The 19,078-nt window shown below is 64.7% G+C and carries 18 protein-coding genes; 10 read left to right on the top strand and 8 right to left on the bottom strand.

All coding sequences use genetic code 11. The features are described from left to right. Positions 1-10 precede the first annotated feature (10 nt). Together fmdA and ACFPFW_RS03230 are read left to right on the top strand one after the other, a co-directional pair. Positions 11-1,240 carry a formamidase gene (fmdA, locus tag ACFPFW_RS03225; protein ID WP_114957425.1) on the top strand — a complete coding sequence of 410 codons (1,230 nt, stop codon included), beginning with the start codon at positions 11-13 and terminating at the stop codon, positions 1,238-1,240. Between the two features lies 1 nt (position 1,241). Beyond that, positions 1,242-1,574 carry an FmdB family zinc ribbon protein gene (locus ACFPFW_RS03230; protein WP_114957426.1) on the top strand — a complete coding sequence of 111 codons (333 nt, stop codon included), beginning with the start codon at positions 1,242-1,244 and terminating at the stop codon, positions 1,572-1,574. A gap of 3 nt (positions 1,575-1,577) precedes the next feature. On the opposite strand, the gene ACFPFW_RS03235 is transcribed toward ACFPFW_RS03230, so the two are convergent. Together ACFPFW_RS03235 and ACFPFW_RS03240 are read right to left on the bottom strand one after the other, a co-directional pair. Continuing rightward, positions 1,578-2,477, bottom strand: a complete 900-nt coding sequence (locus tag ACFPFW_RS03235) for an EamA family transporter (protein WP_114957427.1) — start codon at positions 2,475-2,477, stop codon at positions 1,578-1,580. Between the two features lie 56 nt (positions 2,478-2,533). Beyond that, entirely contained in the window at positions 2,534-2,980 is a 447-nt protein-coding gene (locus ACFPFW_RS03240; RefSeq protein WP_114957428.1) for a DUF983 domain-containing protein, read from the bottom strand. 112 nt (positions 2,981-3,092) lie between these two features. Here ACFPFW_RS03240 and ACFPFW_RS03245 point away from each other — a divergent pair, with 112 nt between their 5' ends. Continuing rightward, positions 3,093-4,487, top strand: coding sequence for an aminotransferase-like domain-containing protein (locus tag ACFPFW_RS03245; protein ID WP_162799710.1), 1,395 nt, complete (start codon positions 3,093-3,095; stop codon positions 4,485-4,487). Positions 4,488-4,614: 127 nt separating this feature from the next. Here ACFPFW_RS03245 and ACFPFW_RS03250 read toward each other — a convergent pair whose 3' ends face one another. The 4 genes from ACFPFW_RS03250 to ACFPFW_RS03265 all read right to left on the bottom strand — a co-directional run bounded on the left by ACFPFW_RS03250 (position 4,615) and on the right by ACFPFW_RS03265 (position 9,089). Continuing rightward, positions 4,615-5,844, bottom strand: coding sequence for an ABC transporter permease (locus tag ACFPFW_RS03250; protein WP_114957430.1), 1,230 nt, complete (start codon positions 5,842-5,844; stop codon positions 4,615-4,617). Continuing rightward, positions 5,841-6,764 carry an ABC transporter permease gene (locus tag ACFPFW_RS03255; RefSeq protein WP_379769405.1) on the bottom strand — a complete coding sequence of 308 codons (924 nt, stop codon included), beginning with the start codon at positions 6,762-6,764 and terminating at the stop codon, positions 5,841-5,843. Before ACFPFW_RS03255 ends, ACFPFW_RS03250 begins: the two co-directional genes overlap by 4 nt. A gap of 2 nt (positions 6,765-6,766) precedes the next feature. Then, positions 6,767-7,852: an ABC transporter ATP-binding protein gene (locus tag ACFPFW_RS03260; RefSeq protein ID WP_114957431.1), complete on the bottom strand. Its 1,086-nt coding sequence runs from the start codon at positions 7,850-7,852 to the stop codon at positions 6,767-6,769. Between the two features lie 100 nt (positions 7,853-7,952). Further along, a complete protein-coding gene (locus ACFPFW_RS03265; RefSeq protein ID WP_114957432.1) occupies positions 7,953-9,089 on the bottom strand; it encodes an extracellular solute-binding protein in 1,137 nt (378 codons plus the stop codon). A 154-nt stretch (positions 9,090-9,243) separates the two neighbouring features. Here ACFPFW_RS03265 and pdxR point away from each other — a divergent pair, with 154 nt between their 5' ends. Then, positions 9,244-10,734 (top strand): MocR-like pyridoxine biosynthesis transcription factor PdxR, encoded by a 1,491-nt coding sequence (gene pdxR / locus ACFPFW_RS03270; protein WP_114957433.1) that lies wholly within the window; start codon positions 9,244-9,246, stop codon positions 10,732-10,734. 9 nt (positions 10,735-10,743) lie between these two features. After that, positions 10,744-11,373 (top strand): FMN-binding negative transcriptional regulator, encoded by a 630-nt coding sequence (locus ACFPFW_RS03275; RefSeq protein ID WP_114957434.1) that lies wholly within the window; start codon positions 10,744-10,746, stop codon positions 11,371-11,373. 3 nt (positions 11,374-11,376) lie between these two features. Here the strand turns inward: ACFPFW_RS03275 and ACFPFW_RS03280 are convergent, their stop codons facing one another. Both ACFPFW_RS03280 and aptA read right to left on the bottom strand, forming a co-directional pair. Beyond that, positions 11,377-12,540 carry a hypothetical protein gene (locus tag ACFPFW_RS03280; RefSeq protein ID WP_379769411.1) on the bottom strand — a complete coding sequence of 388 codons (1,164 nt, stop codon included), beginning with the start codon at positions 12,538-12,540 and terminating at the stop codon, positions 11,377-11,379. 69 nt (positions 12,541-12,609) lie between these two features. Beyond that, positions 12,610-13,920: an omega-aminotransferase AptA gene (gene aptA, locus ACFPFW_RS03285; RefSeq protein WP_114957435.1), complete on the bottom strand. Its 1,311-nt coding sequence runs from the start codon at positions 13,918-13,920 to the stop codon at positions 12,610-12,612. A gap of 171 nt (positions 13,921-14,091) precedes the next feature. On the opposite strand from aptA, the gene ACFPFW_RS03290 reads away from it, so the two are divergent. Genes ACFPFW_RS03290 through ACFPFW_RS03310 form a run of 5 tightly spaced genes read left to right on the top strand, consistent with a single transcriptional unit; the run spans position 14,092 to position 18,993 of the window. After that, the gene (locus ACFPFW_RS03290) at positions 14,092-14,823 is read left to right on the top strand and encodes a TSUP family transporter (RefSeq protein WP_114957436.1); all 732 of its coding nucleotides are present in this window, start codon (positions 14,092-14,094) and stop codon (positions 14,821-14,823) included. A gap of 5 nt (positions 14,824-14,828) precedes the next feature. Then, positions 14,829-15,578 (top strand): SDR family oxidoreductase, encoded by a 750-nt coding sequence (locus tag ACFPFW_RS03295; RefSeq protein ID WP_114957437.1) that lies wholly within the window; start codon positions 14,829-14,831, stop codon positions 15,576-15,578. A gap of 3 nt (positions 15,579-15,581) precedes the next feature. Further along, positions 15,582-16,724 carry a TIGR03364 family FAD-dependent oxidoreductase gene (locus tag ACFPFW_RS03300; RefSeq protein WP_114957438.1) on the top strand — a complete coding sequence of 381 codons (1,143 nt, stop codon included), beginning with the start codon at positions 15,582-15,584 and terminating at the stop codon, positions 16,722-16,724. After that, positions 16,721-17,497, top strand: coding sequence for a phosphonoacetaldehyde hydrolase (phnX, locus tag ACFPFW_RS03305; RefSeq protein ID WP_114957439.1), 777 nt, complete (start codon positions 16,721-16,723; stop codon positions 17,495-17,497). The genes ACFPFW_RS03300 and phnX overlap by 4 nt, the downstream gene beginning before the upstream one ends. Beyond that, on the top strand, positions 17,497-18,993 hold the full coding sequence (locus tag ACFPFW_RS03310; RefSeq protein ID WP_114957440.1) for a sulfatase-like hydrolase/transferase: 1,497 nt from the start codon (positions 17,497-17,499) through the stop codon (positions 18,991-18,993). Before phnX ends, ACFPFW_RS03310 begins: the two co-directional genes overlap by 1 nt. Positions 18,994-19,078 lie beyond the last annotated feature (85 nt).

Here is a 19,078-nt window from a genome sequence, read left to right on the forward strand (position 1 = left end):
GGGGAAGAAGATGGCTGACACTCTGATCAAGGTCGATCTGAACGGTTCCGCATACGACAACGACAAGATCCACAATCGGTGGCATCCCGATATTCCGATCGTGGAATGGGTGAGCCCCGGCGACGATTTCATCATCGAGACGGTCGACTGGACCGGTGGTCAGATCAAGAACGACGACGACGCGTCCGACGTCCGCGACGTCGACCTCTCGCAGGTGCACTTCCTGTCGGGTCCGGTCGGCGTCAAGGGCGCGGAGCCGGGCGACCTGATGGTCGTCGAGTTCCTCGACGTCGGCGCGTTTCAGGACAGCATGTGGGGCTTCAACGGCTTCTTCTCGAAGAAGAACGGCGGCGGCTTCCTCGACAACCATTTCCCGGAAGCCCAGAAGTCGATCTGGGACTTCAAGGGCATGTTCACGCAGTCGCGCCACGTCCCGGGCGTCAGCTGGGCCGGCCTGATCCATCCGGGCCTCATCGGCTGCCTGCCTGACCACAAGATGCTGGCCGAGTGGAACACCCGTGAGAAGGCGCTCTACGACACCGATCCGAACCGCGTTCCCGCGCTCGCCACTCTGCCTTACGCGCCGACCGCGCATATGGGCCGCATGCAGGGCGACGCGAAGGACAAGGCCGCGTCCGAGGGCGCCCGCACGGTTCCGCCGCGCGAGCACGGCGGCAACTGCGACATCAAGGATCTGTCGCGCGGCTCCGTCTGCTACTTCCCGGTCTATGTCCCGGGCGGCGGTCTCTCGATGGGCGACCTGCACTTCAGCCAGGGCGACGGCGAGATCACCTTCTGCGGCGCCATCGAAATGGCGGGCTGGCTCCATCTGCGCGTCAACCTGATCAAGGGCGGCATGGCGAAGTACGGGATCAAGAACCCGATCTTCAAGCCGTCGCCGATCAAGCCGACCTACAACGACTACCTCATCTTCGAGGGCATCTCGGTCGACGAGGGCGGCAAGCAGCACTACCTCGACGTCCACATCGCCTACCGCCAAGCGTGCCTGAACGCGATCGAATACCTGAAGAAGTTCGGTTATTCGGGCGCCCAAGCCTATGCCATCCTCGGTACGGCTCCGGTACAGGGTCACATTTCGGGCGTCGTCGACATCCCGAACGCCTGTGCGACCCTGTGGCTGCCGACGGAAATCTTCGACTTCGACGTCATGCCTGGCGCCGACGGACCGAAGAAGTTCATCGACGGCTCGATCCAGGTTCCGCTGGCTCCGGATCTTTGAGATGCCGGTCTACGAATATGCCTGTCAGGAGTGCGGCCCGTTCGCCGCACTTCGCCCCATGGCCGAGTACGCCGATCCGCACGCCTGTCCGGAATGCGGAACCGACGCTCCTCGCGTCATGCTGACGGCGCCGATGCTCGCGAACATGGATTCGAGCCGCCGCACGGCGTTCGCAACCAACGAGCGGAGCGCCAACGCCCCGAAAAGCTCCAAGTCCCTCGGACACGGAGCGAATTGCGGCTGCTGCACCGGCAAGAAGAGCCGGATGACGCTCTACGGCAAGGACGGCTCGAAGAGCTTCCCGTCCAGCCGCCCGTGGATGATCAGCCACTGACGCTCAAGACGCTGCGCCCGCCTGCTGCGGGCGCAGCCTCGGCCACAGCATGCTGATGGCAAGACCGCTCATCACGAGCGCGCCTGCGGCGAGCTTCCAGGCCGGCAGGCTTTCTCCCAGCCAGATCGTCGACGCGCCCATGCCGAATACCGGCACGAGCAGCGCCATCGGCACGACCGTCGCCGCCGGATGGCGCGACAGGAGCCACGACCAGCAGGCATAGCCGAACAGGGTATTGCCGAAGCTCTGCCAGAGTACGGCGCCCCAGGTCGCCGCATCGGCGGTCACGATGCTGGTCGAGATCAGGTCCCAGCCCTCGAAGACGAAAGCGAGGACGAACAGGATCGGCATCGAGAAGATGCTGGTCCAGACGACATAGGCGATCATGTTAACGCGCCCGCTCGCCTTGCTGGCGATATTGCCGCCGGCCCAGCTCAGCGCCGCGACGAGGACCATCACGAGGCCCGCGATCGTCGTGTCGCCGCCGGTATGCAGTCCGATCACGACCACGCCGATGGTCGCCAGTGCCAGGCCCGCCCATTGATAGGGCTGGACCCGCTCACGGGTGATCAGGATCGCCAGGATGATGGTGAAGAAGACCTGCGTCTGGATGACGAGCGAGGCGAGGCCGGGCGAGATGTAGCCCGAGACCGCGATATAGATCAGGCCGAATTGGCCGACGCCGATCAGCAGGCCATAGGCCGCCATAAGCCGCCACGGCACCTTCGGCCGCTTGAAAACGAAGATCGCCGGGAACAGGACGAACAGGAATCGCAGCGCCGCGATCAGGAGCGGCGGCATCTGCTCCGTCGCGACCTTCATGATCGGAAAGTTCGTGCCCCAGATTGCGACGGTCGCGATCGCAAGCAGAGCGTGGGTCAGCGGCAGGGAGCGGGACGTCATGCTGTTCTCCGGCGCGAATGCGCCTTCGGAGTGGCGCCGGCACCTGGGTCACGGATTCAGTGCGGCTCGTCGTCCGAAACCGGGACGAGCCGCCCTTCTTCCGCCTTGTAGAAGTATTGGCTTGCCACAAGCCAGCCCTTCAGAGGTCGAAGCGGCAGGAGGCAGGTCGCCAGCAGGAAGGGCAGGGTGATCGCCGCGTTCAGCCAATAGGGCGCGCTCCATGACACTTCCAGCCAGCAACCGAGAAAGGCTGCCGGAACGCAGAAGAACATCATCACGAAGAAGGCCGGGCCGTCGGCCGGATCGGCGAAGGAATAATCGAGCCCGCAGATCTCGCAGCGCGGCGCGAGCTTGATGAAGCCGTCGGCAAACAAATGCCCGCGGCCGCATCGCGGGCATCGGCCGGCGATGCCGGTCCGTGCCGGTGGCAGATAGGGCCAGTCGCCCTGCGCCTGGTTCTCTTCTGTGCATGGAAGTGCACTCGAGTGCACAGCTTCGTGCATGGCTCGTTGGTTATTGGCATACATTGTCGTACCCACTGTCGTATGGGTTGTTTGTATGGAGATTGTATGCATCATATAAGCATGCAATGTCAATGATGCATGGATGTGTGGAATGAATGTCTGGGTCCCAGATCTCGAAAGCCTGCCTGGGCCGAAATATCTCGCGATCTCGAGTGCGCTCGCAGGTGACATAAGGACCGGCAAATTGCGGCCGGGCGACCGGCTGCCGCCGCAGCGCGATCTCGCCAAGGCGCTCGGCGTCGACCTGACCACGGTGACGCGCGCTTATGCGGTGGCGCGCCGCGACGGCTTGATCGAGGCGAACTCCCGGCGCGGCAGTTTCGTCAAGGAAGCCGCTCCCATTGCGGCTCCGGGAAAGACGAATTCCCTGCCGGCCCCGGTCATCGATCTCGGCATGAACATGCCGCCCGTTCCACGTGATCTCCCTCTCGGAGAAATGCTCGCGGAGGCGATGGCGCAGGTGCTGCACGGCCCCGACGCGGCGGCGCGTCTTCACTATCAGGCACGTGGCGGAGCAATCGTGGACCGGGCCGCCGGGGCGACCTGGCTATCGGCCCGAATTCCTCATGCGAGCGAGGATCGCGTGCTCGTCGCTGGCGGCGCCCAGCAGGCGCTCTGGAGCGTCTGCCGCCTCCTGCTGAATCCGGGCGACGTGCTCCTGACGGGAGCCGTCATCTATCCCGGCATGAAGTGGATCGCCGAGCAGTTGAAGGTCAAGATCGTTCCGATCGCCGACGAGTTCGGCTATCTCGACCTCGAACGGTTGCGGCAGGTTTGTCTGCAAGACAAACCGAAGGCTCTGTACACAGTCCCGACCATGGACAACCCGACAACCCGGACTTTGTCGGACACTGTACGGAAAAAGCTCGCCGACCTGGCAGTCCGCCACCGATTCTGGATCATCGAGGATGACGCCTACGGGGCTCTCCCCTCGGCTCCGCTCCAGCCGATCGCGGCCCACACTCCCGACCGCACCTGGCATATCGCCAGTCTCTCGAAGGCCGTCTCTCCGGCTCTTCGCGTGGCCTATGTGCTGGCACCAAGCGTCGTCGGTGCTCTGATGCTGGAAGGCGAGCTCCACGGCGGTTCGGTGATGGCGCCACCGATCAACGCGGGCATCGCCTCGACCTGGATTCTCGAAGGAACCCTTGGGAAAATCACAGCCGCGGTGCGCGCTGAAAGCGCCCGCCGTCAGGCGGTTCTGATCGCGGCCCTCGGAGAGAAAAACCTGCAGGCCGACCCCGAAGGACATCACGCCTGGCTCAGTCTGCCGAAGGGCTGGACCGGCCGCGATTTCTCCGACGCCGCCCGCCGCGTCGGCGTGGCCGCGGTTGCAGGCGAGACCTTCGCCGTCGGGTCGGACCCGGTCGAGGCCGTCCGCCTGTCGATCGGCGCATTCGCCAGGGAAGAGGACGTGGCCAAGGGCGCGCGATTGCTCGCGGCGCTGCTGCTTGGCGGTTCGGGCGCGGTCGAGTCGTTCATCTGAGGGGTGCGTCTCGGAAGCGGCAAAGCCGCTGTCCGGGACCCATAACCCCTGTGCTGATGATGGAAGCGAGACGCTGCGGAGTATCGGTTCCGGGGCTCGCCGCTTCGCGTCGCTCCGGAACACGGGCTCATTGCTTCGGCGGCGACAGACCCTGGAATGCCCCGCCGAACGGAGAAGGATTCTGCGCCGGCGGTGGCCCGGGAGGCGCAGCGTCGGGCGATTGCGGCGCGACGTTCCCGAATGCGCCGCCGAACGGCGATGGATTCTTTGTTCCCTGCGGCGCGCCGGGCTGTGCTGGCTGCGGAGCGGGCGCGTTCTGCTTCATCCGCTTCTGCTGCTCTTCCAGGAAGCGCTGCTGGTTGGCGCGCTTCTCGTCGATGACCTCCTGCTTGCAGACCGTCGCGTCGTGCAGGCTGCCGCGCCAGATCGCGACGGCTGCAAGCGCGATCAGGAGAAGGCCGATCGTTGCCGGATGGGCGACGAAGCGGCCGATCGGATTGCCGTAGAGTCGGGAGCGCGAGGCCCGCCCGGTCACGATGGCCTCGCGGCGGCGGGTGTGCGCTTCCTGGATCATCGCCCCGATGAGCGTCACCGCGATGATGATCACCGCCAGCGCCGACAGCGACGGGTCGATGCCGTAGCGGACCTTCGAGGCCAGCGCCGTCGTGAAGGTCGACTGGGCGAGGATCGTGAAGACTGTCGTGTTGTAGTTCTCGAACGAGGCCAGCAGCGTCAGGAACGCGGCGGACAGGATCGCCGGCCGGAGGAACGGCAGCATGATCTTGCGGAAGGCCTGGCCCGGCGTGGCGCCGAGATCGAGCGCGGCTTCGGTCAAAGTCGGGTCGAAGCGCTGCAGCCGTGCGCTGAAGATCAGCATGGCATAGGCGGAGATGAACGTGACCTGACCGGCGATGGTCAGGAACATGCCGTTGAAGAACACCGAGTCGTAGCCGAAGCCGAGCTGGCGGCCGATATGACCCCAGAATACGATGGTCGAGATGCCGAGCACGACGCCTGGAATGAGGATCGGCGTGATCAGCACGGTGTAGAGCGCCGAGCGCAGCTTCGGCCCGATCTCGGCAAGTGCCAGCGCGCCGGCGAGGCCGACCGGAACCGACAGCGCCACGACGCCCGCGCCGATGATGATGCTGTTGACCAGACCGCCCATCAGGCGGCGGTCGTTCACGAGGACGCCGAACCATTCCGTCGTGAAGCATTCCCAGGGCGAGATGCGCGGGAACGACGAGGAGTTGAAGGCCGTGATCGTCATGATGATCAGCGGCCCGAACAGGAAGCCGAAGAACAGCAGCGAATAGCCGACGGAGAAGGTCTGGCCGCGAAGGGTCGAGGCGCTCATCGGCCGATCGCCCCGATATTGACCTTGAACACCTTCATCATCAGCAGGACGAAGCCGAGACAGGTGACGAGGAGGATCGCGGCATAGGCGGAGCCGCGTTGCCAGTTACCGGCGTCGCTGAACCATTGATAGACGAGCTGCGTGAACCAGAGATTGGACGGGCCGCCGAGGATTTGCGGCGCGGCGAGAGCGCCGGCGGTCAGCATGAACACCATGGTCGCGCCCGACGCGATGCCGGGCTTGGCCACCGGAAGCACGATCCGCCAATGGACCCTCCACCAGCTCGCGCCCATGTCCTGCGCGGCCTCGATCTGGTTGCGATCGAGCGCCTCGACCGCGTTGTAGATCGGGAACACCATCAGCAGGATGTAGGTGTAGGTCAGGCCGGAATAGAGCGCGACATTCGCTCGGATGAAATCTATGGGCACGTCCCAGAAACCGAGCGACATGCCGACACCGTTGATCAGGCCGGTCGCGCCGAAGATCACGCGGAAGGCGAAGGCACGCAGGATTTCGTTGACCCAGAACGGCACGATGAGGCCGAGGATCATCAGCCGGGCCGCCACACCGGTCGCGGAATGGGCGAGGATGAAGGCGATCGGGTAGCAGACGATGACGTCAATGATCGTCACGAGGACGGAGGCGAGGATCGTCTTGCCGAGCACGCCCATGTCGAGCGTGTTCGTGCCGCTGCCGTCGCGGAACAGGAAGAAGCCGTAGTTCGATAGCGTGTAGACGTCCTGCGGCCCGCCAATGTCCTGCGGCGATAGATTGTGCCGGAACGAATAATCGAGCATCGCGACCTGCGGCAGCGCGATGAGGACCAGCACCCAGACGAGGACGGTGAGGCTGATAAAGAGCGCGACGCCGATGCCGTGACGGCTGACGAATTCGTCGAAGACCGATTTCAGACGGTCCACGGTCAGGCCTCCGGCGTGGCGGGGAGCGCCCACGCCTTCTCGGGATTGTACGAGGCCTTAACGACTTGGCCGGGAACCAGCGGTGCCCCCTCGCTGCCGCTGTTGACCCGCGACAACCGCAGCGGAATGCCCTTGTCCTCAAGGAAGAGGTTGCGGACGCTGCCCTCGAACTCCTCCTTTACGACGGTGCATGAAATCGACGGAGCATTCGCGGCCTCGCCAACCGCAAGCTGCTCCGGCCGGATGAACAAAGTGACGATATCGCCCGGCGCGTAACTACGCCCACCGCTGGCCCGGCCGGGCAGCATGCCGATCGGGGTGTCGACGACGACATCTCCGCCGCTCTGCGACGCTACCTTGCCCGAGATCGCATTGGTCTCGCCTACAAAAGAGGCAACGAAGGCTGTCCGGGGCCGGTCGTAGATCACTTCGGGCACGTCGATTTGCTGGACCACGCCGGCGCTCATCACCGCGACGCGATCCGACATGGTCAGCGCCTCACCCTGATCGTGGGTGATGTAGATGAAGGTCAGGCCGACGCGCTTCTGGATGGAGCGAAGCTCCGTCCGCATGTGGTGGCGAAGCTTGAGGTCGAGCGCCGACAGCGGCTCATCGAGGAGCAGAATGTCCGGCTCCACCGCAAGAGCGCGGGCGATGGCGACGCGCTGGCGCTGGCCGCCGGAGAGCTCATAGACCTTCTTGTCGCCGACACCCGGCAGCGCGATCAGGTCGAGCAGTTCGTCGGCGCGGCGGCGGCGCTCCTTGCGGCCGACACCACGAACTTCGAGCGGAAAGGCGATGTTCTCGGCGACGGACATCAGCGGAAACAGCGCGAGGTTCTGGAAGATCAGCGCGGTCGGGCGCTTGTTTGGGCCGACGCGGCGCATGTCGTTGCCGCCGATCAGCACGCGGCCCTCGGTCGGTTCAATAAAGCCGGAGATGCAGCGGAGCAGGGTGGTCTTTCCACAGCCGGACGGACCAAGGAAGGAAAAGAATTCGCCGCCCTGAATGGTCAGCAGAGCGTTGTCGACCGCCGTATGCGACCCGAACCGGATCGTGACGTGGTCAAGCGCGACATCCTTGGTCATACCGAACTGAGCCCCTGCACCCGCACCCCTAAAAGGCAAGAAGCGCGCCGCGTGTGTGACACGGCGCGCTTCCTTTCACACGCGAACTGAGCCCCCCAGCTCAGGCGCTCATGAACTTGTTCACGAACTCGGTACGGGCTTCGCTGTACCACTTGGCCTCGGCCGGCCAGGGGTTGAGCTTGGACAGCGCGTCGCCCGGATAGGCGTCGGCGAAGTTCTTCGCGTAGACCTCGCCGCCGAACTTGTCGGCGCCGATGACCGGCGAGTTGTAGCCGTGCGTCTTGATTGCCGTGCCGGCGAGCTCCGGATCGTAGCAGGCCGCGATGAAGGCGTAGACCTGATCGATGTTCTTGGCGCCGACCGGGAGCGACATGCCGTCGACCCAGGCCATCGCGCCTTCGACCGGCGCGCGGTACATGACCGGCTCGCCGGCCGTCTTGAGGGCGATCGGAGGGCCGTCCCAGGTCTGCGCGACGATGACACCCTCGTTCAGGAGGCCGTTCTTCTGCGCGTCGGCATCCTTCCAAATCAGCTTGAGGTTCTTCTTCTTCTTGATCGCGGTCTCGGTGAGTTTGCCCCAGACTTCCTTCATCTTCTCGGGAGTCTCGTAGGCCGACCAGATCGAGCCGGGAGCGAGTTCGCCGCGGCGCTCCATGCCGAGGCCGAGACCGAGCATCGAGGAATGGGCGCGGCCCATGGTCTTGCCGGCGTTCGCCTCATCCCACACGTCGTAATAGGACGGGAACTCGCCGGCCGGGGTGAACTTGTCGGTGCGCCATGCGACACCTTCCGTACCCCAGATGTGCGGGATCCAGGTTGTGCCCTTGCCGAAGTTCCAGAACTTGTCGCCCAGCGCCATGGCCGGGTTCACCTTGTCGATCGCCACCTTCTTCATGTCGAAGGGCTGAAGCAGGCCAAGGTCCTTCCAGAGCGGATTGCGGTTCACGGTCGGGGTGACGATGTCGAAGCCCTGGCCGTTGGTGGCCTTCATCTTGTTCAGGATTTCGTCGTTGTCACCGATGCCGGTGAAATTGATCTTGATACCGGTCTTGTCGGTGAAGCTCTTCTGAAAGCTGTCCGGCAGGTAGTCGGACCACATCAGGATGTTGATCTCGCCCGACGAGGCGAGCGCGCTCGGGCTGACGATCGCGGGCATCGCAACGGCCGCCGCCGCGGCAGCCGATCCCTTGAGGACGGTGCGGCGATCGACCGGCAGGTTGAACTTGGAAGCGGACATGGGAGTCTCCAGCGGAATGCGGCCGATCCCTCGGGCGCGTGTTGAGCGCCCTAAGCCTCTCAGATGAGAGTTTCGTGACAGCCGTCGGAAATGCTATTTCGCAGGACGAAACTCGTTAGAGCCAGAGTTTGAATTCTATGGAGCCAGCGTCGATATGCTGGAGCGTTTCTTTGAAAATCCGCTCGATCACGGGCGGGCATTGCAGCAGCAGATCCAGGAAAGGATCGTCCAGGCGATCCTCGACGGCGCTCTGTCGCCTTATGAGCCGCTGCCGGCAACCCGGAGCTTCGCCAATACTCTGAAAGTCTCCAGGAATACGGTGACCCTGGTCTACGAGCGGCTGGCCGAGGATGGCTACCTGACACCGGTCAACCGGCGCGGATATTTCGTCAACGAACGCTATGTCCGCGAACAGCTGAACGTTCGTGTCGACGATCGGTCCGCGGCGATGTTTCCCCATGCGGCGAAGCCGGTCGATTTCGAAAAGCGCTTCCGCATCAGCCCGTCACGGCAGTCGAACATCGTCAAGCCGGCATGGCGCGACTATCCCTATCCCTTCGTGTACGGGCAGGTCTCGCCCGACCAGACCTCGGTTAGCCGCTGGCGCGATTGCGTTCGCCAGGCCGGCTCGGCCCGCAACGCGCAGGCGTGGATGGGCGATCTCATCGACGCGGATGATCCGATGCTGATCGATCAGATCATCCGCCGCATGCTGCCGAAGCGTGGCTTCCGGGCGCGCGAGGACGAGATCCTGATCACGGTCGGCGCGCAGAACGCGGTCTATCTGATCGCCAACCTGATGTGCGGGCCGGGGACCAGGGTCGGCGTCGAGGAGCCAGGGTATGTCGACGCCCGCAACATCTTCCTCGCGCATGGTGCCGAGATCGTTCCGCAGAGCGTCGACTCCAATGGGCTGAAGATCCAGGAAGGGCTGAACGGTTGCGCGCTGGTCTATGTCACGCCCGGCCACCAGGCGCCGACCAACGTTACCCTCACCATGCAGCGCCGCCTTGCTCTCTTGGAGGCCGCCGAGCGTGAGGACTTCCTGATCGTCGAGGACGATTACGAGCACGAACTGAACTATGTCGGTCCCCAGCATCCGGCGCTGAAGAGCTTCGACCGCGCCGGACGCGTGATGCATATCGGTAGCCTGTCGAAGCCGGTCTTCCCCGGGCTGCGCCTCGGCTTCGTCATCGCGCCGCCGCCGGTGATCCGCGAGCTCCGCGCGCTGCGCCGCCTCGAATACCGCCACCCGTCCGCGCTTGATCAGCGGTCGATGGCGATCTTCCTGGCCGATGGCCATTTCGATGCCCATATCCGCCGCCAGCGTGACACGCTCTCCGCCAAATGGAAGACGATCCTGCGAGAGATCGAACGCCAGCTCCAGGGATGCGGCGTGACGATGACGACCGGCGGTTCCGCGCTCTGGCTGCGGCTCCCGGAAGGTGTCGATGCTGGCGTGCTGCAGAAGGCGGCGATGGCGCGTGGCGTCCTGATCGAGTCGGGCACGGTGCACTTCGTGACGCCCCCGGCGGGACGTGGTTTCATCCGGCTCGGCTTCGCCGCGATCGCCAATGAGAAAATCGCGCCGGGCATCAAGCTGCTGGCGGAAGTGCTCGCCTCAGTTCCGCGTCGCGCAGCCTAGGAGATCCCGTTGTACATTCCGCCACGTTTTGTCATCGAGGACCTCCCGGATATCCACGATCACATCCGCGCCTGCCGTCTGGCCAATCTCGTAACGGCGGCGTCGGACGGACTGATCGCCACCCCGCTGCCCTTGATCCTCGATGCGGCCGAGGGCGAATTCGGCACGCTTTACGGGCACGTCGGCCGGCCCAATCCGCAGTGGCAGAAACCGGTGAAAGGAGACGCGATGGCGATCTTCATGGGGCCGGACGCCTATGTGACGCCGTCCTGGTATGCGACCAAGCAGGAGACGGGGAAGGTCGTTCCGACCTGGAACTACGTCGCGGTCCATGCCTACGGCCCTGTCGAGTTCTTCGACGACCCGGATCGGCTGCTGGATGCGGTCACCCGCCTGACAGACCTTTACGAGCAGCCACGAAGCGAGCGCTGGCGAGTCGACGATGCGCCGGAGAATTTCATCCGCGCGCAGCTTCGCGGCATCGTCGGCCTCCGCCTTCCGATCACGCGGATCGAGGGCAAGGAGAAGATGAGCCAGAACCGCAACGAGGCCGACCGCGAGGGTGTCGCGGCGGGACTTGCCGACAGCGAGAGCCAGATGGACCGGGTCGTCGCGGAGCGCGTGCGAAGCGGCCTCTGATCCTCAGCGCCGTGTCGGCGGCGCGCCGATGCCGCCTTCGGCCTCCGGGCCGTGCGGCTGTTCGGGATTGTGCGAGTGGGTGGCGCGCTCCTCGGTCGGTGGGCCGACATATCCGTCCGGACCGTAGAATACGGCGTGCAGCCCCCAATAGCTCGTGACGAACAGGGCCAGCGCGGCGGCCAACCCTGCCGGGATGTTGCGGGCCGGCGTCTTGAATTTCTCGAGCACATGCTGCTCGCGGCTGTGATCCGCGGCGACGGCGAGCAAGATCGCCATGATCAGGCCGTGGCCGATGATCTCAATGCGCCCGAACGGCCAGACGGCGGCCGAGAAGATGAGGAAGAGCGCTACCGCCGATAGCCGCCGGATCAGCGGCGTCCAGAGCAGGCCGAAGCCCATCGTGAATTCGGCGACGCCGGCCATCGGGATGAAGCCATCGCGCGGCAGGCCGAAGGTAAGGAACGGCTTCTCCTCGACCAGCGGATAGAACCATTCGGGATAGGCGAATTTTTCGAGGCTCGACCACATCAGCGCAATGGCGAGACCCCAGCGCAGCACCTCGAAACGGTGGACGCGCCAGTTCTCGCGCGACGAGCCGGCGAGGATCAGATAGCCGGCGACACCGACGCCGAGCGCCAGATAGTCGAACAGGTGAAACAGGTCGTAGTCGCGCAGCGCCAGCAGCCAGAGCGCGATGATGCCGATGCCGGCGATCCACATCGTCCCCTTCCAGAAGATCAGGGCGGCGATGACGAGCTGCATCCACGACACCCATTCGGCGGGCGTCTTGAGATCGGGCGTCAGGTAGACCCCGCCAACCGAGAAGATCGAGACGAAGAACGCCGCGACGATGGCCCGGACGTAATCGTCGAGACGGTTCCAGAGCGGCTGGGTGATGCGGTCGAGGCCATCGAGCACCGGCTTGCCGTAATAGGAGCGCTCGACCAGCCGGGCAATGATGAAGAAGATCAGGACGAGGCCGATGCCGAGCCAGAACCACCCGTCCTGCAGCGTCCGTATCACGGGTGCAGGCGGCGCGCCGACGATGTACGGCGCGAACCATTTGACGTGGGCCTGCGCAGGCACGGCGGACAGCGCGAGGATCGCCGCGCCGCACGATGCGGCCGCAGCCTTTGAAACGGTCGAACCGCAAGTTCTCGATGTCATCGAAGCCCCCCAGCCTCGATGGAACTGTCGCCTACAACGGACGCGCCGCCAAGTGCGTAGTCGACCTGATCAGATATCCGCGCGACCGAGCACCTTGCGGAGGATCGCGGTCATCTGCTCCAGCTCGTCCTCGGTCGTGACGAAGGCGGGCGCGAAGATGATGGCGTCGCCGGTCGCCTTCACGTGCAGGCCCTCGTTAAAGAGGATTCTCTGGACGATCGAGCCCTTGAGGCCGGGCTTGTCGCTAGGCTTCAGTTGGATGCCGGAGATCATGCCGTAGCCGCGCAGGTCTGAGACCTGGGCGAGGTTGCGAAGGCCGAAGACCTGGTCGAGGAAGGTCGGTGAGAAGGCCTTGGCGCGCTCGAACAGTCCGTGGTCGCGATAGATGTCGAGCGAGGCGATGGCCGCCGCGCAGGCGACCGGATGGGCCGAATAGGTGTAGCCGTGGAAGAGTTCCGGCCGGTCGCCTTCCGCCGCGTCGATGATCGCCTGCTGGATTTCGGTCTTCACCGCGACGGCGCTCATCGGCACCGCGCCGTTGGTCAGCGCCTTGGCCATGGTGATGATGTCGGGCGTGATGCCGAATTCCTGGGCGGCAAAGGCCGAGCCGGTGCGGCCGAAGCCGGTGATGACCTCGTCGAAGATCAGCAGCAGGCCGTATTTGTCGGCGATCTCGCGCAGGCGCTGCAGATAGCCCTGCGGCGGGACGATGGTGCCGACCGAGCCCGCGATCGGCTCGACGAAGACACCGGCGATGGTGTCCGCGCCATAGGTCTTGCAGATGTCTTCGAGATCGTCGGCGAGTTCGGCGCCGGTCTCCGGCTGGCCCTTCGAGAAGCGCTGCTCCTCGGTCCAGGTGTGACGCATATGGACGACGTCGCAGGTGACGCCCGAGAAATCGCGCCGGTTGTTGACCATGCCCGCCAGCGAGGTGCCGCCGAGATTGACGCCGTGATAGGCCCAGGCGCGCGACACGAAGCGGGTACGCTGACCCTGTCCCCTGGCGCGATGATAGGCGAGGCAGATCTTGATCGCGCTGTCGACAGCCTCCGAGCCGGAAGAGCCGAAGAAGATGCGGTCGATGCCCTTCGGCAGGAGTTCGGCCACCCGGGTGGCGAGCTCGAACGAAACCGGCGCGGCACGCTGGAAATGCGTGGTGTAGTCGAGTTCGAGAAGCTGCTTGTGGACCGCGTCGGCGATCTCGCGCCGGCCATGACCGGCGGCGCAGCAGAACAGGCCGGACGAGCCGTCGAGCAGTTCGTCGCCCTCGGGCGTCCAGTACCGCACGCCTTCGGCGCGGGCGAACATCTGCGGCTCTTCGCGGAACAGGCGGTTGTTGGTGAAGGGGAGCCAGTGGTGCTCCATGTTGATCACGCCCATAGCCACGCTCCTTCCGCCAAGACCGAGGCTCAGGGCTAAGACGCGGATATCTCAGGCGTTAGAGCCAGCGCGCTAATTCGGTCGGTCCAATATTGGCCCCACCAAATTGAGGTGGTGGCTCTGTCGCCTGTTTATGCGATACGGCACACAGCGTCGGCAGCGGAGTAGCGTGTGGATCTCGCCATTGCAGCTTTGATCGTGGCGGGGGCCGCATTGGTTCGAGGGGCGACCGGCTTCGGTTTCGCCATCATCGCCGCGCCCGGTCTGGCCTTCCTCTGGCCGACCAATCTGGCGACGTCGATGGTCCTTGTCCTGGACATGATCGCGACCGCGATGATCATCCGCTCGGGCGCGCTCAAGCACCTGCGGATCGACGATGCGCTGCTGATCTGCTGTTCGGCGCTGCTCGGCGTCGTCCTTGGCGTGATGGTGATCAAGGACCTGCCTCCGGAGACGGCGCGGCTCGGCCTCGATCTCACGGTTCTTGTCTCGGCCGTGGCGGCATTGTTGAAATTCCGCGCTCCGGTCCTCGGCCATTGGAGCGTCGCGATTATCGTCGGCATCCTCGTCGGCGCGATGATCGGCGCCTTCGCGATCGGCGGCACTTTGCTGCTCGCCTGGCTTATGGCGACCGACCGCGATCCTAAGGAAATGCGGGCGCTGCTGACGCTCGCCTTCGGCTTCTCCGATACCTTTTCGGTGATCCTGCGCGTCGCGCTCGGTTTGTTCCCCCTTAGCGCGCTCACGCACGCGGCCCTTCTTGCTCCCGTCATGATCCTCGGCATCATGGTCGGCAGTCTTGCCTTTCACCGCCTCCCGGCGGAGCTTTGGCGCAAGGGCGTCGCCGTCCTCCTCATCTTCATCGCAGGCCTCAGCCTGGTCCACACCATCTTCTACGCTTGAGAGACATGAACCGTACGATCCTCATCACAGGCGCAACATCCGGTTTCGGCGAGGCGACTGCCCGCCGCTTCGCCGCGGACGGCTGGAAAGTCATCGGCACCGGCCGTCGCGTCGAACGCCTGTCCGGCCTGAAGGAAGAGCTCGGCGATCTTTTCCACGCCTCCGCCTTCGACATCACCGACGAGGCCGCGACCAAGGCCGCGCTCGATGCGCTGCCGGACGGCTTCAGGGGCGTCGACGTCCTCGTGAACAATGCCGGCCTCGCACTCGGCACCGCGTCGGCGCCGAACACCAGTCTCGATGACTGGAAGACGATGATTTCGACCAATGTCACCGGACTGGTGACGATCACTCATCTGCTCCTGCCCAAACTCATCGAGCGGAAGGGCATGATCGTCAATCTCGCCTCGATCGCGTCGAACTGGCCGTATCCGGGCGGCAATGTCTACGCGGCGACGAAGGCCTTCGTGCAGCAATTGTCGCTCGGTCTGCGCTCGGACCTGCACGGTAAGGGCGTCCGCGTGACCTCGATCGAACCCGGTCTCTGCGAGAGCGAATTCACGCTTGTCCGTACCGGCGGCAACAAGGATGCCTACGATGCCCTCTACAAGGGGGCGCATGCACTGACCTCGGATGACATTGCCAATACGATCCACTGGGTGGCGACGCAGCCGCCGCATGTGAACGTCAACTCGCTCGAGATCATGCCGGTGAGTCAGTCCTGGGGCGGCTGGCAGATCCATCGAGAAAGCTGATTCATGGCCGGCTTCGACCTCGCCATTGTCGGCGGCGGCATTCTGGGCCTCGCGCATGCCTTGGCCGGCGCCAAGCGCGGCAAGAAGGTCGTCGTCATCGACCGCGACGCGCAGGCGAACGGAGCCTCCGTCCGCAATTTCGGCTTTGTCACCGTCACCGGACAGGGCGCGGGCGATTGCTGGAACATGGCCCGGCGCGCCAGAGAGATCTGGGCGGGGTCGGTCGGCGAGGCGAAAATACAGGTGTTGCAGCGCGGCATGGTCCTCGCCGCCCGTCATGCGGAATCGGAGGCAGTGATCGACGCCTTCCTCCGCACCGAAATGGGCGGAGGCTGCTCGAAGCTCACCGCCGCCGAAGCCAAAGAGCACGTGCCAGCGCTCCGTGACAACGCGGCGCTCATCTCCTTGTACAGCCCGCACGAGATCCGCGTTGAATCCCGTACGGCCATCCCCGCTCTCGCGAACTGGCTGAGCCAGCGCTGGGGCGTGGCGTTCATCTGGGGCGCGGCCGTGCGCAACGTGGCGCCGCCGGAGATCGAGACGGCTGCGGGGACGATCCATGCCGAGGCCGCGATCGTCTGTCCCGGCGACGATTTCGTCTCGCTATTTCCAGAGCGAATCTGTGCCTACCACCCGGTTCGCTGCAAATTGCAGATGATGCGGGTGACGCCGGCTGATCCTGTGCGTTTCGGCACGGCGGTGATGTCCGATCTCGGGCTCGGCCGTTATCTCGGCTATGCCGATCTGCCGGAGGCCACGCCGCTGAAGGCCGCGCTGGACGACCGGCAGGGTCATCATCGCAATAACGGCGTCCATCTCATCGTGACTCAATCGGCCGATGGCTCCTTCGTCGTCGGCGACAGCCATCATTATGCCGAGACGCCCCATCCTTTCGCCTCGGAAGAGGTCGATGCTCTGATCCTCGACGAATTCGACCGCGTGCTCGATTTGCCGGGTCGCACGGTGACCGAGCGTTGGATCGGCACCTACGCATCGGCGCATGATCGTTGGCGGCTGACCGACAAACCGTCAGACAATGTACGTATCGTGATCGTCACGGCCGGTTGCGGCGCGTCCACGGCATTCGGCATCGGCGAGGAGACGATCGCCGATCTCTATGGCTCACAGGCGGGAGTGGCGGCATGACGTTCAAGGCGGTGATATTCGACTGGGCCGGCACCGTGATCGACTTCGGCTCGTTCGCGCCGATGGGCGCCTTCGTCGAGACGTTCAAGAAGTTCGACGTCGAGGTGACGATCGCCGACGCCCGTAAGCCGATGGGACTGCCGAAGCGCGCCCACATCGCCTCGATGCTGGCCGAGCCGCATATTGCGGAACGCTGGAAGGCCGTGCATGGCAAAATGCCGGGCGAGGCCGAGATAGACCGTGTCTACGAGGTGTTCGTGCCGCGCAACGTTGAGGTGGTGACGGATTACTGCACGCTTGTCCCGGGGACGGCGGACGTCGTCACCGGTCTCCGGGCTCGCAGGATGAAGATCGGCTCGACCACCGGCTATACCCGCTCGATCATGGAGCGTGTCCTGCCGCTCGCGGCGAAACAGGGCTTCGCGCCGGACAATCTGATCTGCGCCGACGACCTGCCGCTCGGACGGCCGACGCCGATCGGTATGTACAAATGCTTCCTCGACCTGATGGTTTATCCGGCGTCTGCCGTGATCAAGGTCGATGACACGGAGCCAGGTATCGCCGAGGGTGTAGCGGCCGGTTGCGTCACGGTCGGCGTCGCTTTGTCAGGCAACGAAGCGGGGCTGACGATCGACCAGTTCAACGCGCTGAGCCCGGCCGAGAAGGCGGTGGTGCGCGAGCGGGCCGGAGCGAAGCTCAAGGCGGCGGGCGCCCATCATATCATCGATACGGTCGCTGACCTCCCGGCGCTGATCGACAAGCTCTCCGCCTGATGAAGCCGAACGTCCTTCTCGTCACCATCGACCAGATCCGGGCCGATGCGATTTTCGGCGCGCTCGGTCAAAGCGTGCCGCTGCCGAACCTCCGCAAGTTCGCGGCGTCGGGCGTGACGTTCAGGAACCACTTCTCGGTGACGGCCCCATGCGGGCCGGCGCGGGCGAGCCTCTTGACCGGTCTCTATGCGATGAACCATCGCGTCATCCGGAACGGCGCTCCGCTAGCGAGCTATCACACCAATATTGCGTTGGAAGCTCGGAAGGCAGGCTACGAGCCGCTGCTGTTCGGCTACACCGACGTGCAGGCGGACCCGAGCGAGCGCGCTCCCGGCGATCCGGACCTCGCCAGCTATGAGGGGGTGCTGCCCGGCTTCCGCGAACTTGTCGAGCTCCGCTTCGACAGTCCGCGCGCGTGGCCGGCCTACCTCGCCGCGCAGGGCTATGATCTGCCGGAAAACGACGATGATCTCTGGCGGCCCGTGGCGTCGTCCGGTAATGCGCCGAATATCCGCGATCCGGCCTTTTACAAGGCCGAGCATTCAGACAGCGCGTTCCTCACCGACGAAACGCTGAAGGCGCTCTCTGTGCGCATCCGGGCGCCGTGGTTCGCGCATGTCACCTACATCCGGCCGCACCCGCCGCTCGTCGCGCCGTCGCCGTACAACACACTAATCGACCCGGCCTCGCTGCCGTCGGTTGAGACACGCAATCCCGATCACCCGTTCATCCCGGCCTGGTTCTCGGCGCCCTCGCAAGGCGGCCTGCATTGGGGCTTCGACGGCGATTTCACGCGGATGGACGAGGCGACCGCGCGCGATCTCCGCGCGATCTATCTCGGCCTTCTCGCCGAGGTCGATCGTCACATCGGCCGACTGCTCGACTGGCTCGACGAGACCGGTCAGGCGGAGCGGACGATCGTCGTCGTCACCGGCGATCACGGCGAGATGCTGGGCGATCACGGGCTCTGGGGAAAGGATTCCCCGTTTGAGCCGGTGTTCAACGTGCCACTCGTCATACGCGATCCCGCCTATGCGTCGCGCGCCGGCTCCGTGGTCGATGCACTGACGGAATCGATTGACGTCATGCCGACGGTGCTCACCGCCGTGGGCGTGGATATCCCGACCGTCCTCGACGGCAAGCCGCTGCAGCCGCTCCTCGCGGGCGGTGCGCCTGAAGACTGGCGGCAGGCGGTGTTCGCCGAGATCGATTTTGCCAGTCTGGACGTGCCGACCCGTTTCGAGCGCGCGCTCGGCCTGGGGCCGCTCGACGCCAATGCGGCGGTGCTCCGCGAGGCGCGCTGGAAATACGTGCATTTCAACGGCGGCGTGCCGCCTCTGCTGTTCGATCTCGACACTGATCCCGGCGAAACGACCAATGTCGCGCCGGATAACCCCGGCGAGGTGGCGCGGCTACGCGCGGCTATGCTCGACCGGCGGATGAAGCGGGCATTTCGCCATCTCACCGAGTGGCAGCCGGCATCTGTCCCAGGCTGAGCCGGGCATTTCCATCAATGCGCCAGACGCGCATCTGATCCCGATTTTTGTCAGGAACCAATCGATGTCGATTCGATTTCTTACA

The organism is Flaviflagellibacter deserti (genome assembly GCF_042652085.1).
Classification (GTDB): Bacteria; Pseudomonadota; Alphaproteobacteria; order Rhizobiales; family Methylopilaceae; genus Flaviflagellibacter; species Flaviflagellibacter deserti.